Source organism: Nonomuraea sp. NPDC000554 (genome assembly GCF_040300065.1).
Classification (GTDB): Bacteria; Actinomycetota; Actinomycetes; order Streptosporangiales; family Streptosporangiaceae; genus Nonomuraea.
In genome coordinates this window covers 203,414-219,465 of the sequence record NZ_JBEPDC010000013.1, presented here as the reverse complement: position 1 = coordinate 219,465, position 16,052 = coordinate 203,414, and the positions used below count along the sequence as shown (strand labels likewise).

At 70.0% G+C, this 16,052-nt stretch carries 14 protein-coding genes; 3 read left to right on the top strand and 11 right to left on the bottom strand.

What is annotated here, in order from left to right; genetic code table 11:
• Position 1 precedes the first annotated feature (1 nt).
• Genes ABT294_RS25025 through ABT294_RS25005 form a run of 5 tightly spaced genes read right to left on the bottom strand, consistent with a single transcriptional unit; the run spans position 2 to position 6,895 of the window.
• Entirely contained in the window at positions 2-769 is a 768-nt protein-coding gene (locus ABT294_RS25025; protein ID WP_350808678.1) for an SDR family NAD(P)-dependent oxidoreductase, read from the bottom strand.
• The gene (locus ABT294_RS25020; RefSeq protein ID WP_350808677.1) at positions 766-2,073 is read right to left on the bottom strand and encodes an ATP-NAD kinase family protein; all 1,308 of its coding nucleotides are present in this window, start codon (positions 2,071-2,073) and stop codon (positions 766-768) included. Before ABT294_RS25020 ends, ABT294_RS25025 begins: the two co-directional genes overlap by 4 nt.
• Positions 2,074-2,076: 3 nt before the next feature.
• A complete protein-coding gene (gcvPB, locus tag ABT294_RS25015; RefSeq protein WP_350808676.1) occupies positions 2,077-3,627 on the bottom strand; it encodes an aminomethyl-transferring glycine dehydrogenase subunit GcvPB in 1,551 nt (516 codons plus the stop codon).
• On the bottom strand, positions 3,624-4,949 hold the full coding sequence (gene gcvPA / locus ABT294_RS25010; protein ID WP_350808675.1) for an aminomethyl-transferring glycine dehydrogenase subunit GcvPA: 1,326 nt from the start codon (positions 4,947-4,949) through the stop codon (positions 3,624-3,626). Before gcvPA ends, gcvPB begins: the two co-directional genes overlap by 4 nt.
• Positions 4,946-6,895 (bottom strand): beta-galactosidase, encoded by a 1,950-nt coding sequence (locus ABT294_RS25005; protein ID WP_350808674.1) that lies wholly within the window; start codon positions 6,893-6,895, stop codon positions 4,946-4,948. Before ABT294_RS25005 ends, gcvPA begins: the two co-directional genes overlap by 4 nt.
• A gap of 113 nt (positions 6,896-7,008) precedes the next feature.
• Here ABT294_RS25005 and ABT294_RS25000 point away from each other — a divergent pair, with 113 nt between their 5' ends.
• The 3 genes from ABT294_RS25000 to ABT294_RS24990 all read left to right on the top strand — a co-directional run bounded on the left by ABT294_RS25000 (position 7,009) and on the right by ABT294_RS24990 (position 10,339).
• Positions 7,009-7,653 (top strand): GntR family transcriptional regulator, encoded by a 645-nt coding sequence (locus ABT294_RS25000; protein WP_350808673.1) that lies wholly within the window; start codon positions 7,009-7,011, stop codon positions 7,651-7,653.
• Between the two features lie 60 nt (positions 7,654-7,713).
• Positions 7,714-9,183, top strand: coding sequence for an ATP-binding protein (locus ABT294_RS24995; protein WP_350808672.1), 1,470 nt, complete (start codon positions 7,714-7,716; stop codon positions 9,181-9,183).
• A gap of 190 nt (positions 9,184-9,373) precedes the next feature.
• Positions 9,374-10,339: a pirin family protein gene (locus ABT294_RS24990; protein WP_350808671.1), complete on the top strand. Its 966-nt coding sequence runs from the start codon at positions 9,374-9,376 to the stop codon at positions 10,337-10,339.
• Between the two features lie 145 nt (positions 10,340-10,484).
• Here ABT294_RS24990 and ABT294_RS24985 read toward each other — a convergent pair whose 3' ends face one another.
• The 6 genes from ABT294_RS24985 to ABT294_RS24960 all read right to left on the bottom strand — a co-directional run bounded on the left by ABT294_RS24985 (position 10,485) and on the right by ABT294_RS24960 (position 16,034).
• The gene (locus ABT294_RS24985) at positions 10,485-11,015 is read right to left on the bottom strand and encodes a superoxide dismutase family protein (RefSeq protein WP_350808670.1); all 531 of its coding nucleotides are present in this window, start codon (positions 11,013-11,015) and stop codon (positions 10,485-10,487) included.
• Positions 11,016-11,098: 83 nt separating this feature from the next.
• Entirely contained in the window at positions 11,099-11,374 is a 276-nt protein-coding gene (locus tag ABT294_RS24980; protein WP_350808669.1) for a 4a-hydroxytetrahydrobiopterin dehydratase, read from the bottom strand.
• Between the two features lie 10 nt (positions 11,375-11,384).
• Positions 11,385-12,236 carry a carbohydrate ABC transporter permease gene (locus ABT294_RS24975; RefSeq protein ID WP_350808668.1) on the bottom strand — a complete coding sequence of 284 codons (852 nt, stop codon included), beginning with the start codon at positions 12,234-12,236 and terminating at the stop codon, positions 11,385-11,387.
• 1 nt (position 12,237) lies between these two features.
• Positions 12,238-13,152, bottom strand: a complete 915-nt coding sequence (locus ABT294_RS24970) for a carbohydrate ABC transporter permease (RefSeq protein WP_350808667.1) — start codon at positions 13,150-13,152, stop codon at positions 12,238-12,240.
• Positions 13,153-13,155: 3 nt separating this feature from the next.
• Positions 13,156-14,601, bottom strand: coding sequence for an N-acetylglucosamine/diacetylchitobiose ABC transporter substrate-binding protein (gene ngcE / locus ABT294_RS24965; RefSeq protein ID WP_350808666.1), 1,446 nt, complete (start codon positions 14,599-14,601; stop codon positions 13,156-13,158).
• 212 nt (positions 14,602-14,813) lie between these two features.
• Positions 14,814-16,034, bottom strand: a complete 1,221-nt coding sequence (locus tag ABT294_RS24960) for an aminotransferase class III-fold pyridoxal phosphate-dependent enzyme (RefSeq protein ID WP_350808665.1) — start codon at positions 16,032-16,034, stop codon at positions 14,814-14,816.
• Positions 16,035-16,052 lie beyond the last annotated feature (18 nt).

Genomic DNA, 16,052 nt, shown 5'->3' with positions numbered 1-16,052 from the left:
GTTAAGCGAGCCCGCCGCCGTCGACGACGAGGGCGGAACCGGTGATGTAGCTGGCGGCGTCACTCGCCAGGAAGAGCACGGCCTGGGCGATCTCGTCCGGGCTGCCGGAGCGGCCCATCGGCCGGTCGGCGGCGTCGGCCTCGAACGCGGCCCAGTCCTCGTCGAGCTGCCGGGCCTCGTCCCGGAGCATCGGGGTGTCGGTGTCGCCGGGGTTCACGGAGTTCACCCGGATCCCGGCCTTGGCGTGGTCGATCGCGAGCGCCCGCGTCATGTTGACCACGGCGGCCTTGGACGCGCAGTACGAGATCGCGTTCCCGCCGCCCTTGAGCCCCCAGCCGGAACCGGTGTTCACGATCGCGCCGCCCTCGGTCATGGCGGGGATCGCGTGCTTGCACATGAGGAACACCGACCGGACGTTGACCGCCATCACCCGGTCCCACTCCTCGACGTCCAGGTCGAGGGCGGTGGTGCGGCGGATGATGCCGGCGTTGTTGAACAGCACGTGCAACCCGCCGAACGTGGCGACGGCGGTCTCGACGACGCGGCGGCAGTCCTCGGAGTCGGCCACGTCGGCCCGCACCGCGACGGCCCTCGCCCCCGGCCCTTCGACGGTGGCGGCGATCTCCTTGACCGTCGCCTCGGCGCCCGCGCCGTCGATGTCGGCGACCACGACGCGGGCGCCGTGGCCGGCGAAGAGCAGCGCGGTGGCGCGGCCGATGCCCGAGGCACCGCCCGTGACGATCGCGACCTTGCCCTCGAGCGTGTTCATCCGTGGAACTCCTCACTTGCCGCACAAATGCGATAAATCGTGCTTTCGCGATATCCGGTGATCACCTGGACGTGGCCGGCGAGCCTCCTGTCCAGGTCCTCGTCCCCGCTGTCGACCAGCAGCGGACGTCCCCCCAAAGCGGCCAGCTTCTGCTGGCTGGCCAGCACCATCAGCCCCCCGCCGGCGGGCCCGGCGGTCTGTTCGCCGCCGGTTCGCCCGGCGGTGACGGCGTCCATCACCCGGGGCGAGATCTGCTGGTTTCCTCTCCCCACGACGAACCCCTGCCCTCCGATCACCGACAGCACCACAACCGCGTGGTGCCCGTTGACCAGGGTAAACAGCTCGCGCTCCGAGACGTCACCCGCCACCAGCACGCCCCCGGACTGCTCCACCTCGACGACGTCCACCCCGAGCAGGGTGGTGGCCAGGCCGAGCCTGCGGCCCACCGCAGAGGTGGTGGCTCCCGGCCCGAGCACGTAGCGCACTCCGGGCCGCATCCGTGCCACGACCTCCCGCGCGATTCCTCCGACCGTGCCGGCCGCCGTCGCGGACGCCCCCACCTTCCGTCCCGACAGCGCTCCCCTCGCCGCCGGAACGCGCACCGTCCCGTAGAGGCGGGGGCTGACCAGTCCGTACCGGTAGCGCTCCTCGTCGAGATCCACCACCTCGGCCTCGTCCAGCTCTCCTCCGTTGGTGGCGAGGGTGCCGGTCAGGGAGACGCCGCTGGGGGTTGTCTCGGCAGCGGTGGTTCTGGCGCGGGAGAGGGCGGAGAGGTGGTCGGCGGCGAGGAACCCCGCGGTGGCGGGGCTGAGCGCGAAGCACCCGGAGTACACCTTCACGCCGGCCGGGATCCCCAGCACCGGCGGGGCCTGGTCACCGAGCGAGCGGAGCGCGTCGAGCACGTCCCGGGCGGTCCCGTCACCTCCGGCGAAGAGCAGCAGATCCACCCCGGCCAGCGCGACCACCGCCGCCCGCGTGTCCGCCGCCTTGGTCCCACCCGCTCGCGGGGCGAGCGGGAGTCGTACCAGCTCGGGGGCGCCGCCCGCGGCGCGGACGCTGTCCTCCCCCATCACCCCCGACACCGTGACAAGGCGGGCACCCGGGCGGCGGGACAGCAGCGTGCGGACGGCTTGCGCCGCACGCTCCCCCGCCCGCGGGATCGCTCCGCGCGTCAGGGCCTCGCGCTGCACGGACGCGCCGTCGCTGCCCTTGAGCCCGGCGGACCCGCCGAGCCCGGCCACCGGGTTGACGACCAGGCCCACGACCTCGCCGCGCGCCGCCACGTGTCGCGTGTCGGGGGTCATCGGTCAGTCCCCGGCCGTGAGGTGCTTGCGCACGTAGGCGCGCCAGGTCGGCGCCCACTGCTTGGGGTCGTCGAGGGACGTGGGGTCGATCTTGTGGATCGTCTGGTTGTAGGGGGCGCCCTTGACGAACTCCGGATCCCGACGGGCCTCCTCGGCGACGTGCGCGAGGATGGCGGCGTACTCGTCGAGGTCCTCGCGGGAGTACGACTCGGTGGGCTCCAGCGTGAACGGCTCGGGCACGATGTACGGGTGGTGGCTGGTCCAGTAGTGGACCCCGAAGTCGGCAGCCCTGACGCCGATCTCCTCGGAGTGCACACCGGTCTCCTCCGACAGCTCCTGCCAGGAGTAGCGCACCTGCTCGACCCGCCGCTTGTCCCACGGCGCGGACGCCCCGGGGATCTGCAGGATCCGGTGCATCAGGTAGTTGTTGTTGAGCGCCGCCGTCTCCGCGACCTCGCGCAGCCCGTCGGCGCCGAACGCCATGATCCACGCGTACGCGCGGACCACGTTGGGCGTGACCCCGAGGAACGGCCGGATCTTGCCGACCGACTTCTCCGGCGTCTCGAGCCCGTACGCCGACCCGTCGAAGGTGACCACGGGCCCCGGCAGGAACGGCGCGAGGTCGTCCGAGACGCCGCAGGCTCCGGCCGCCGGGCCGCCGCAGGCGTGCGGCGTGGAGAAGGTCTTGTGCAGGTTGAAGTGGCACAGGTCGAACCCGGCGTCGCGGGCGCGGGTGATGCCGAGGATGCCGTTGGCGTTGGCCTGGTCATAGCAGGCCAGGCCGCCGACCGAGTGGACGAGGTCGACGAACTCCCTGATGCGGGGGTTGAAGATCCCGGTGTCCTCCGGGTTGGTGATCATGAGGGCGGCGGTGCGGGGGCCGATGGCGGCGCGCAGCGCCTCGATGTCGGGGTAGCCGTCGGCGTCCGGCATCAGGGTGATCACGTCGTAGCCCGCGGTCTTGGCGCAGGCCGCGTTCGACGGGTGCGAGAACATCGTGGTGATGACCTGGTCGCGGTGCGTCTCGCCGCGGGAGGCGTGGTAGGCGCGGATCATCGCGATGTTGGCGTAGATGGCGGCCGAGCCCGACCCGGGCTGGAGCGACACCCGCGACATGCCGGAGATCTCCGCCAGCATCCGCTCAAGTCTCCAGTAGATCTCCAGAACGCCCTGGACGGTGTCCTCGTGCTGGAGCGGGTGGAGTTCGGCGATCGCGGCGGCGAACTGGTCGTTGACCTTGGGGCTGTACTTCATCGTGCAGGTCCCCTGGCCGACGTCGATGTTGAGGTCGACGCCGAGGTTCTCCTGCGACAGCCGCAGGTAGTGCCGCAGCACGTGCAGCTGTGACATCTCGGGCAGCGCGGGTGGCGTGGCCCGCCGGACGGAGTCGGGCAGCTCGACCCGCTCGGCGTCCGGCTGGGGGACGGCGAGGCCGCGGCGCCCCGGCTGCGACAGCTCGAAGATGATCGGCTCGTCCCAGCGCGCCTGGTGGAAGCGGCGCAGCGGCGGCTTCGGCGCGACGGGCAGTTCGGCGAAGGACTCTCCGGTGTTCACAGGACCTCCTCCACGGCTGCGGCGAGCCGGTCGATGTCGGCGAGGGTGTGCCGCTCGGTCACGCAGACCAGCAGCGTGCGGTCGTCCAGGGGGACGCCGCCGTAGATGCCGCGCTCGCGCAGCGCGGCGAGCAGCGCGTCGGTCGAGGGTACCCGCACGGCGAACTCACGGAAGTGGACGGCGTCCGGGTGCAGCACGGTCACCGAGCGGGACAGCGCGTCCATGGCGTAGCGGGTGCGCGCCAGGATGGTCTCGCCGAGGTCGCGCATGCCCTGCGGGCCCATGAGCGCCAGGTAGACCCCGGCCGTGATGCCCCAGAGGGCGGCGGCGGTGCCGACCCACTCCTTGCCCTCTTCGCGCAGCGCGAACGAGGTCCGGTCGTAGTAGACGTCGCCGAAGCCGTACTCGCCGGGGACCGCCGTCGGCGCGATGCCGAACAGCCGCGACGGGAACTCGGCGACCAGCGGCTCGTGGTCCTGGGTGGCGATGTAGCCGGCGTGGCCGCCGCCGTAGCTCTGGTGCATGCCGAGCGACTGGATGTCGCCGCAGGCGATGTCCGCGCCGTAGGAGGCGGGCGGGGCGAGGACGCCGAGGGAGATCGGGTCCGCGCCGACGACGAGCAGCGCGCCGTGCGCGTGCGCCAGGTCCGCCAGCTCGCGCCCGCGGGTCTCGACGACGCCGTAGACGTTCGGGGTCTCCAGGTAGACGGCGGCGTACGAGTCGTCGAGCCGGACCTCGCCCAGCTCGCCGTTCTCCGCCACGGCGACGGTCTCCAGGGTGATGTCGGGGGCGAGGAAGTCGCGCAGCTTGCTCAGCTTGTCAGCGCTGATCGCCGCGCTGACCAGGACCTTCGACCGCTTGGTGTACCGGCAGGCCATGCGCAGCGCGGTGCCGGCCGCCTGGAAGCCGTCGTAGGTCGGGACGTTGACCACGTCCATCTCGAGCAGCTCGCCCATCATGCTGACGTACTCGAACAGCGCCTGGAACCGGCCGTGGTCCTCGTACGGCTCGCCCGCGTAGGCGGTCAGGAACTCGCTCCTGGAGTTCACCTCGTCGCACACCGCCGGGACGTGGTGCGGGTAGCAGCCGTGGCCGAGGAAGCTGAGCGCCTCCTCGGTGTCCCGGTTCTTGTCGAACAGCGACCTCATGTGGCGTACCAGGTCCCGCTCGGCCGGCAGCGGCTCCGGCAGGTCGAGCGGCCGGTCGAGGCGCAGGTCGGCGGGGATGTCGGCGTAGAAGTCCGCGACGCTCGACGCGCCGATGGCGGCGAGCATCTCGGCCCGCACGCCGGGAACGGCGTTGGGGATGTACGGGTGCGTCACTTGTCTCCTTCGATCCTGAGTACGACGGCGTCGCGGGGGGCGAGCTCGATGTCGCCGTGCAGGGCGGTGTCGGTGAGCAGGTCCGTCCCTGGCCGCGGCAGGGTGACCTGTTGGCGGGTGGTCGTGTGGTTGAGCAGGAAGAGGTGGCCGCCTCGCCGGACGGCTTCCACGCCCTCGGGGACGTCCACGTGGTCGAGGCCGCCGAGCAGGGGCGCCAGGACGGGGGTCACGTCGTCCAGCAGGCAGCTGACGTAGGTGACGTTGCCCTTGCGCGTGATCGCCGGACGGCCGTGCAGCTCGCCGCCCTCGTAGGACGCGACGGGCTCGGCGTCGACCAGGCGGATCCACTCGGCCCAGGTGCGGGCCGGGCCGGCGGTGGTGTCCTGGGTGACGCCGTCCTGGAGGGGCCAGAACTCGTCCACTTCGATGCCGAGCAGGTCGCGGAGCGGGCCGGGGGCGCCGCCCTCGTGGACCTGGTCGGCGGCGTCCACCACGCCGGAGAACGGGCCGACGATCAGTTCGCCGTCGAACGCGGCGAGGGCCTCGGCCTGCTCGTCCGTGCAGAGATAGAGGTTCGGGACGATCACCAGGCGGTAGCCGGACAGGTCACGTCCCGGCGGGGCGAGGTCGACCGCGACGCCGCGCGCGTGCAGCGGCCGGTACCAGGCGAGGAGCAGGTCCTTGAGCTTGAGCCGGTTCGACGGCATGGACTCCGGGGCCTCCAGGCCCCACCAGCTCTCCCAGTCCAGGACGATCGCGACCTGCGCCTTCGTCTCCGCGCCCGCGAGCTCGCCCAGCTTCCGCAGGTCCTGGCCGAGGCGCAGGGTGTCCTGCCAGCCCCGGGTGGCGGTGCCGCCGTGCGGGAGGAGCGCCGAGTGGAACTTCTCCGGGCCGTACTTCGCCTGCCGCCACTGGAAGAACAGCACGCCGTCGGAGCCGTGCGCGAGCGCCTGCAGGCTGTGCAGCCGCATCATCCCCGGCGGTTTGGGGACGTTCACCTCGCGCCAGGACACCGCCGACGGCGCGGACTCCAGCAGGAGCCACGGCTGCTGCTTGAGCGAGCGCATGAGGTCGTAGCTGAGCGCCACCGCCACGTGCGACTCGGGGTCGGCGGGGTCGGGGTAGGCGTCGTCGCTGACCACGTCCAGGGCCGCGGACCACTTCCAGTAGTCCAGGCCGTGCAGGATGCTCATGAAGTTCGTGGTGATCGGGACGAACGGGGTGATCGCCCGCAGCACGGCCTTCTCCGCCAGGAACAGCTCCAGCAGCGCGTCGCTGCAGAAGCGGCGCCAGTCGAGGACCTGGGCGGGGTTGACGGGGCCGGGGGCCGTGCGCGGCGGCTCGATCTGGGCGAACGCGGTGTAGTGCTGCCCCCAGCAGGACGTCCCCCAGGCGGCGTTCAGCGCGTCGACGTCGCCGTAGCGGGCCGTCAGCCACTCCCGGAAGTGCCGGGCGGACTCCGGGCAGAAGCACTCCAGCGTGTGGTCGGCGTACTCGTTGCCGATGTGCCACATCACCAGGGCCGGGTGGTTCCGGTACCGCGTGGCCATGGCCGTCGTCAGCCGGACGAGGTGCTCGCGGAAGACGGGCGAGCTCGGGCAGTAGCCTTGGCGGGAGCCGAACTCGAGGCGGACGCCGTCCGCGTTGACCGGCATGACGTCCGGGTGCTCGCGCACCAGCCACGGCGGCGGGGTGGCGGTCGCGGTGGCCAGGTCGGCGGCGACGCCGTGCGCGTGGAGCAGGTCGAGCACCCGGTCCAGCCAGCCGAAGTCGTACTCCCCCTGGCGCGGCTCCAGCCGCGACCAGGAGAAGACCGCGACGGTGGCCAGGTTGACGCCCGCCTCGGCCATGAGCCGCGCGTCCTCGGCCCACACCTCCTCAGGCCACTGCTCGGGGTTGTAGTCTCCGCCGAACAGCAGCCCCGGCACCCGGGTCAGCCCCACCATAATCTCCGATCTTCATGTCATATGCTATTTTGTATTCAGAATTCATAGTGCAGTATTTTGCATCACGTCAAGCGTTACGCTTGGATCCGGGCCGAACGGAGCGAGGGAGCCTCATGCCGATCGAGCGGCGACCGCTACGCGAGCAGATCAGGGAAGAGCTGCTGAGTCGGCTCGACCGGGGAGAGTTCACCGCGGGCACCGACGTCAACGAGGCCGCCCTGGCCGCCGAACTGGGCGTCAGCCGCACCCCGTTGCGCGAAGCCCTGATCACCCTGGCGGGCGAGGGCGTCCTGGAGAGCAACCAGGGCCGCGGCTTCACGTTCGCGCCCGTCAGCCGCAAGGAGTTCCGGGAGCTCTGTGAGATCGTGGCGGCGCTGGAGGCGCTCGCCCTCGACGGCTCCGACCCCGCCCACCTCCAGCGGATCGCCCCCGACCTGCTCAGGCTGGCCACCGATTTCCCCGACAGCGTCGCCGAGCAGCAGGTCATCGAACGTCACGACGACGAGTGGCACGACCTCCTGCTCAGCGGCTGCCAGAACGAGCGCCTGCTCGACCTCATCACCAGCGTCAAGGCGGGCATGCGCCGCTACGCCCACCTCCTGGCGGGCGACGACGCCCCCCTGGAGCGCGAGGCCGCCGAACACAGCCGGATCGCCGAGTTCCTGCTGGCGGGCGACCTGAAGTCAGCGGCGGAGGCCCTCCGCCACAACTGGGTGAACGGCATGGAACGCATGCTCTCCCGCATCCCCGCCTCGTAGGCGGGACTTCTTAGGAGCCGAGTCCTTATAATCGCACTCCTAAAAGAGTGCGAGGCAGCGATGGACCTACCGAAGCCCGGCGACATGTTCGACCGGACCTGGGAGTGGGCGCAGCTCACCCGGTTCGTCTCGGACGAGCAGCCAGGAGCCACCCTTGGCGTCGTGTCGGGTCGCCGCCGCCAGGGGAAGACCTTCCTCCTGGAGGCGATGTGCGAGGCCACCGGCGGCTTCTACTACGCCGCGACGGAGGCGGTGCCCCGAGCCGAGTCCCTTCGCCAGCTCGGCGAGGCAGTCGGACAGCACCTCGGGTCACCGGGAACCATCCGCTTCGCCGACTGGGACGAGGCGATCGACGGGCTGCTCTCGCTGGGCGCGGACCGGCCCGTTCCCGTGGTCCTGGACGAGTTCCCCTACCTGGTCCGCGGCGCCCGGGAACTGCCGTCGGTGATCCAGCGGGCGCTGTCGCCCCGGCGGAGGGAACGCCACGAGTCCCGTGCGCGCATCCTGCTCTGCGGGTCGTCGATCTCGTTCATGGGCGGCCTGCTGATGGGCACGGCGCCGCTGCGCGGCAGGGCGTCTCTCGAGCTCATCGTGCCGACGTTCGACTTCCGGGCAGCCAGGGAGTTCTGGGGCCTGGACAACCCACGGCTGGCCGCCCTCGTGTACTTCGTCCTGGGAGGAACGCCCGCGTACAAGACGGAGTTCCTCCGCGGAGCCGCGCCCACGCGCGTCGAGGAGTTCGACGACTGGGTGGTCGACCACGTGCTCAACCCGGCCAGCCCGCTGTTCAGAGAGGTCAGAGCCTTGCTGGCCGAAGACCCGACGCTCACCGACACCGGCCTCTACCACACCGTGCTGGCCGCTGTCGCGGAGGGAAACCACACCAGGGGCGCCATCGCGAGCCGGATCGAACGCAAGGCGACGGACATCTCCCACCACCTGACCGTCCTCGCCGACGCCGGCCTGCTGACGGTCGAGCCGGACGCCTTCAGGAGCAACCGCTCGGCCTACCGCATCACCGAGCCCCTGGTCCGCTTCTACCACGCGATCATGCGGCCGTACTTCGCACAGTTCGAGCAGGCACGTCCCGGCAGGACGGAACGCCTGTGGGCCGCCTCCCAGCCCCGCTTCCGCAGCGCGGTGGCGGGCCCGGTCTTCGAGCACGTCTGCCGGACGTGGGCGCACGACCTCGCGGCCGAGGAGACGCTCGGAGGGCTGGCGGCCCGACTGCTGTCGGGAGTGGTCCACGACAGCGCCGCACGGACCCAGCACGAGGTCGATCTGGTCGCCCTCGACGCCGACGGGAAGCTGCTGTCCATCGGCGAGGTGAAGTGGGGCGACACGCTCGGCCTGGCCCATCTGGAGCGGATGGAGAAGATCGCCGCCCTCCTGGAGGCCGGCGGCCGACCGCCCAAGGTCATCACGCTCTTCAGCGGGACGGGATTCATGCCCGCGCTCCAGGACGCCGCGGCGAGGAGCGGGGGACGCGTCCAGCTGGTCGATCTCGACAGACTCTACTCGGGCGCGTGACGGCCTCTTCCGGCCTCATGAGCGGGTGAGCGACGGCTGACGACTCTCCCCTGTTCCGCCCTCCTGAACGGGGGAGCGACGGCTGACGACTCCCCCCGTTCCACCCTCATGAGCGGGTGAGCGACGGGCCTGGAATAGTTGAAATATAAACTTGGTTGTGTCGGGCAGATTCCGCAGGAAGGAGCCCGACATGCCCGCCGTCACCGTAGAGAACCTGCTGACCCTGCCGCGCCTCCCCGAGCCGGTGGCCGGAGCGCAGGAGCGGAAGGTGCTCGCCGTCGAGACCGCGCCCAGCGGGTTCGAGGGCGAGGGCTTCCCCGTCCGCAAGGCGCTCGCCACGATCAAGCCGTCCTACCTGGACCCGTTCGTGATGATGGACCAGATGGGCGAGGTCGACTACGCCGCCGGTGAGCCGAAGGGCACCCCGTGGCACCCGCACCGTGGCTTCGAGACCGTCACCTACATGATCGACGGCGTGATCGACCACCTCGACTCCAACGGCGGCGGCGGCACGATCACCAACGGCGACACCCAGTGGATGACCGCCGGGTCGGGCATCCTGCACAAGGAGGCGCCGCCGGAGTGGCTCGTGCAGAAGGGCGGGCTGTTCCACGGCATCCAGCTCTGGGTGAACCTGCCCGGCGCCAAGAAGATGAGCGCGCCCAAGTACCAGGACATCGGCAGCGCCAGCGTCGTCCTGCTCAGCAGCCACGACGGTGGGGCGCTGGTGCGGCTCATCGCGGGCGACCTGGCGGGGAACGTCGGCCCCGGCAGCACCCAGACGCCGATCACGCTGCTGCACGCCACCATCAGCCCCGGCGCGCGGCTCACGATGCCGTGGCGCAAGGACTTCAACGCGCTCGCCTACGCGCTGTCCGGACACGGGACGGTCGGCACCGAGCGGCGCCCGTTCCAGAGCGGGCAGCTCGCGGTGTTCGACGGCTTCGGCAACCGCCCCGGGCTGGTGACCGACGGCGAGAGCATCACGATCTCGGCGAAGGACACGCTGGAGGTGATCATCCTGGGCGGCGAGCCGATCGGCGAGCCGGTCGCGCACTACGGGCCGTTCGTCATGAACACCCGCGCCGAACTGCTGCAGGCGTTCGAGGACTACCAGGCGGGCCGCCTGGGCACCATCCCCGCCGAACACGCCTGACGTGAGTCGGCCGAGGCCCGTCCATCCGGGGTTCCGGACGGACGGGCCTCGTTCTGCGCATCGGGAACCCCGCGTTTCCCCACAGCTCGCCGCTACGCAGGCCGGAGCTGCCAGACCTGGTGGACGCGGGCCGCGCCGGGCGTCGTCAGTGGAGGTTGAGGCAGGCGACGCGGGCCCCCGCCTCGCCCGCGTTGGAGCCGGTGCGCTGGGTGGGACCGGCGTGGATGACCAGGGAGCGCGGCAGGTGCGACCGGTCGAAGACCCACTCGTTGCGCGCGGTGGCGCGGCCGGAGCCGGAGTCGTCGGTGGTGACGTCGAGCCAGACCTCGCTGGCCGCGTTGGCCTGGCCGTGCTGGTGCTGGTAGTGGGGGCCGGCGGCCTCGGGCTTGAGGCCGCACGCGTTGGCGTGCAGGTGCGCCCCGTAGGTGTGGGCCGGCAGGAAGCCCTCGACGACCATGGACGTCAGCGTGCCCCCGTCGACCTCCTCGGCCGTGAGGCTGACCTGGGCCCCCTCGGGGACCAGCTTGCTGTCGTAGACGATCGCGGACTTGTCGCCGGGGGCGAGCTGGCCACTGCCCGAGAAGACGACCCTTTTGGTGGGCGCCACGTCGGGGACGGCGGGAGCGGTGGCGCAGCTCGCCGTCAGCAGAACGAGCAGCAGTGCGGGCAGACGCATGAGACCCCCAGAGCGGTGACTTCCGCGAGCGCCTGTGCGGCCGGCTCGCGGGCAGGTGACCACTCTAGCGAGTAACCGCGCGACTACGCGCCGTGTCGGCCCGCTATGTCGTCGATCAGGGCTGCCAGCTGGAAGTCGAGCTCCGTCAGGCCGCCCTTGTCGTGCGTGGTGAGCGCCAGGTGCAGCTTCCGCCACCGGATGTCGATGTCGGGATGGTGGTTGAGCTCTTCGGCCTTGACGGCGATCTCGTCCACGATCCGGATGGCCGTGGGAAAATCGGGCGCGGCGACCGTGCGGCGGATCTCGTCGCCCTCGCGCCGCCAGTGCGGCAGCTCGGCGAGCTTGCTCTCGACGTTCATGAGGCCAACGTTACTTCAGCGCACCCGCACCCAGCCCCGACTGGATCTGGCGCTGGAAGATGATGTAGACGACCAGTACGGGCAGGATCGTCATGCTGAGCGCGGCGAACAGCGCCGGCCAGTCCGCCTCGTAGCCCGCGATGGTGGAGATGCTGGCGACTCCTTGGGTGATGACCCACTTGTCCTCGCTCGACAGGAGCACCAGCGGCAGCAGGTACTGGTTCCACTGGCCGAGGACGTTGAAGATGGTGATGCTGATCAGGCCGGGCTTGGCCATCGGCACCATGATCTGGAAGAACGTACGGGTGTGGGACGCGCCGTCGATCTTGGCGGCCTCGGCCACCGTTTCCGGCAATGTCCGGAAAAATGCGGCCAGGAAGAAGACCGTGAACGGCATCGAGTAGGCGATGTAGACGAGCACCAGCCCGACGTGCGTGTTCAGCAGCCCGACCTGCTTGACCACGAAGAACAGCGGCGTCAGGGCCAGGAAGACGGGAAACGCCAGTCCTGCCACGAAGTAGTAGTAGATGACCCGGCTGCCGAAGAACCGGTAGCGAGCCAGGACGTAGGCCGCCATCGACCCGAACAGCATCGTCCCGGCCGTACTGAAGAACACGACGACGACGGTGTTGAGCATGTACCGGCCGATGTGCGCCTTGTCCCATGCCCTGCCCCAGGAGTCGAGCCGCAGCGCGCCGGGGAGTTGGAGCGCGTCCCCGAAGATCTCCGTGTTGTTCTTGAAGGACGCGAGGAACGTCCACAGCAACGGCAGGATGATCAGCAGGGCCCAGACGAGCAGCGCCACGTGCGAGAGCCCGCTGAGCACGCTGAGCCGCGGCTTCTCCAGGCGAGGCTTGGCCATGTCAGAGTTCGATCCTCTCGCGCCTGGTGGTGCGCAACGTCAGCACCGCGAACGTCACGGTGAGAAAGAACAGCGCCACTCCCATCGCCGACGCGTAGCCGAACTTCGAATAGGTGAAGGCGGTCTTCCAGATCTGCACCGGCAGGATGGCCGTGGACCCGTCGGGCTCCCCCTTGTCGCCCGCGAGCACCTGGATCAGCGCGAACCCGTCGAAGGCCGCGATCCCGAGATAGATCCAGCCGACCTGAACGGTGTCGCGCAGCAACGGCAGGGTGATGGAGAAGAACAGCCGGACGCGCCCCGCGCCGTCGAGTGCCGCCGCCTCGAAATAGTCCTTGGGAATGGCGGCCATGCCCGCGGAGAACAGCACCACGTAGAAGCCGACGGCCTGCCAGACCATCACCGCGATGATGGACCACAGGGCCAGGCTCGGCTCGGTGAGCCAGCCCACCGGCTCGAAACCCAGCTTGATCAGCGCGCCGTTGATGACTCCGCTGTCGTCGGGCCGGTAGACGGCCTTGAACAGGACTCCGACCACGGCCACGGCGAGCACCTGGGGGAAGAAGAACACCACCCGGTAGAACTTCGACCCCCAGACCCCTTTCATGCCCGCCCCGCTCGATCCGCCGCCCAGGTTCAGCAGGAAGGAGAAGAAGAGTGCGATCGCTATCGTCGCGAGCGGCAGCACGAGCAGCAGGATCCCGTGGTTGCGCAGCGCCCGCCAGAACGCCTCGTCCTCGAACAGCCGGCGGAAGTTCTCCAAGCCGATGTAGTTCGGTCTGGACTCGTACGCCTTCCAGTCCGTCAGCGAGATCTGGAACGCCTGGACATAGGGGCTGATCACGAAGACCGTGTAGAGGACGACGGGGACGATGAGGAATCCGGCGATGAACCCGTACCTGCGCAACCGCTCCATCGGCTATTGGCTCCGGGTCTGCTTGACGACGGACGAGTCCTTCTTGATCTCGTCGGCCTTCTTCTGCATGTTGGCGCAGAACTTGTCGGGCGTGATCCGTCCGGCCATCACCACGTTGATCTGCTCGGTGCCGTAGTCGAAGAGCTCCTTGTACCAGCCCTCGAACCGGGCGTCGGTGATGATGTTCTGCCCGGCGGCGTCCTGCGCCTTGGCGGCGCTCTTCAGGCCCGGGGTCAGGTCCAGCCCTTCGGCCGCGCCGTTGACGACGGTGAGGTTCTTGGTCCGCTCCGTGAATCCCTTCGCGCCCTCCTTGGAGAGCATGATCCGCAGGTACTCCAGGCCGCCCTGCGGGTTCTTGCCCTTGGCCGCGACGAAGAAGTTCTCGCCGACACCGACCTGGATCGCGCCGTAGGGCATCTTGTCGGACGAGGTGACGTCCGGGATGGGGGCGATGGCGTACTCGAAGTCGAGCGGCGTGTCCTTGACCATCTCGTTCTCGACCCAGGAGCCGACCGGGTAGAAGAGCAGCTTGTTCTCCAGCTGCTTGACCTGCGTCTGCGTGTGGTCGAGGCCGAAGTACGCTTTGTCGCCATATTTCGCCTGGATCTCCACCCAGGCGGTGACCGACTGCTTCATCGCCTCGACGTTCCAGGCGTTGTCGACCAGGTTGTCGATGTCGATGATGACCTGGTTGCCGCCGATCTTGGCGGCCGTGTACAGGACGTTCCAGAGCTGGTAGTAGGGCCCCTTCTGCCCCGGGTACGCGAACAGGAGGATGCCGTCCTTCTTCGCCGTCTCCCCCAGCGCCTTGAACTCGTCCCACGTCTTGGGGACGGACCAGCCCCTGCCCGCGAACAGCTTGGCGTTGTACCAGAGCGCCCGGTGCGACACCGTGTAGTTCAGCACCAGGTCCTTGCCGTCGATCTTGGCGTTGTCCAGGACGGCCGGGGTCACGGTGTCGCGGACCTTCTTGCCCGGGTCGTCGATCGACGGCGCGTCGAACAGCGGGGCCAGGTCGGCCAGGTGCCCCTCGGTGGCCAGGGCCGCCAGGTCGAGCGCCTCGGGCCCGGAGTTGTTGACCACGTCCGGCACGTCGCCGCCGACGAAGCGCGGGCGGAGCTGGGCGCTGATCTGCTGCGTCGCGTTGTGCTTGATCGTGACGCCGGGGAACTCCTTCTGGTAGAGCACCTCGTGCAGATCCCTGGCGTACGCGTCACCGTACCCGCCGCTGAAGATCGTCACCTCGAGCGGCTTCTTGGCGTCCACCGCGAACGGGTTCTTCGGGTCGGCGGAGACGGCCGGCGAGGTGGACGGCGCGGCCGACGGCCTGTCGCCGGCGCCGCTGGTGGCGCAGGCGCTCAGCAGGCCCGCACCGGGCCCCACGGCGAAGGCGGTCAGGCCGACACGGCGCAGCAGCTGACGCCGGGTGATCTCTCCCGGATGGGTCATAGGGGCGCTCCTGAAGGATCAGTTAGGAAAGTTTCCTAAACGTTTCCCGAAGGTACGAATGGCCCCGGATACCCGTCAAGGGGGTGCGATCGAGACGTGACCTTGCCGTGACCCCCTACCGCAGGAGGATTCCGTTCCGCTCAGGCCACGGTGAATCTGACGACAGCATCGTGGACGCCGCCACGAAGGGCAAGGGCCTGCGCGTCACGCCCTCACCCGCCGACATGGGCGCGGGTCTCGGCGAAGGCGCGGTCGATGCGTTCGAGGGCCTGGGCCACGTCCTCCTCGGTGTGCGCGGCCGACATGAACCAGTTGTGCCACGGGTGGATGTAGACGCCGTGCCGCAGGCAGGCGTCGCTCCAGTACAGGGCGGTCGACAGGTCGGCGTCGCCGTCGAAGCTCAGCCACGGGATCGTCACCGGGCCCGTCTGGTTCACCGTGAACCCGTGCGCCTTGGCCTGGGCGTACAGGCCCTCGCGCAGCCGGGTTCCGGCCAGCTCCATGGCGGCGATGCCGTCGGTGTCGCGGAGGGTCTCGATCGTGGCCTTCGCCGCCGCCATCGCCACGGCGGAGAACCAGAACGACCCGGTCGAGTACAGCGTCTGCGCGGGGCCGCGCAGCGCGTCCGTGCCGGTCACGGCGGCGATCGGGTACCCGTTGGCCATCGCCTTCGACCAGGCCGTCAGGTCCGGACGGACCCCGTACGGCTCCCACGAGCCGCGCAGGTCGATCCTGAACCCCGCCCGCACGTCGTCGATCACCAGCGCGGCCCCGAGCCTGTCGGCCAACGCCCTGGCGCCGCGCGCGAACGCGGGCTCCACCAGCTCCTGGTCCTCGAACGAGTCGTGCTTGAACGGCGTCACGATGATCGCGGCGACGTCCCCCTCGACGGTGGCCGCCGCGGCCTCCAGCGACTCCAGCGAGTTGTATGTGAACTCGACCAGATCGGCCCGCTCGCTGGGCGTGGTGCCCGCGGGCGACGGGGTGCACCAGGGGTCGGCGCCGTGGTAAGCGCCGTGCGCCATCAGCACCTTCGTCCGCCCGGTGGCGGCCCTGGCGACCATGAGCGCCTGCGTGGTCGCGTCGGTGCCGTTCTTGGAGAACATCGCCCAGTCGGCGCTGGGGACGAGGTCCACGAGCAGCTCGGCCAGCTCCACCATGACCGGCCCCGGCCCGTTCAGGCAGTCGCCCTTCGCCAGCTGCCTGGCCGCGGCCTCCTCCACGCGCGGGTGCCGGTGGCCGAGCACGACCGGGCCCCAGCTGCACATGAAGTCGAGGTACTCCCGCCCGTCCACGTCCCACTGGCGGCAGCCCTCGCCGCGTTCGAAGAACTGCGGGTAGCCGGGCGCGAAGATGGCCGCGTTGAGGTGCCCGTACATCCCGCCGGGCACCACCTTCGCCGCGCGCTGACGGAGTTCGGCGTCTGTCGTCATCTCTTCGGGCTTCTCTCT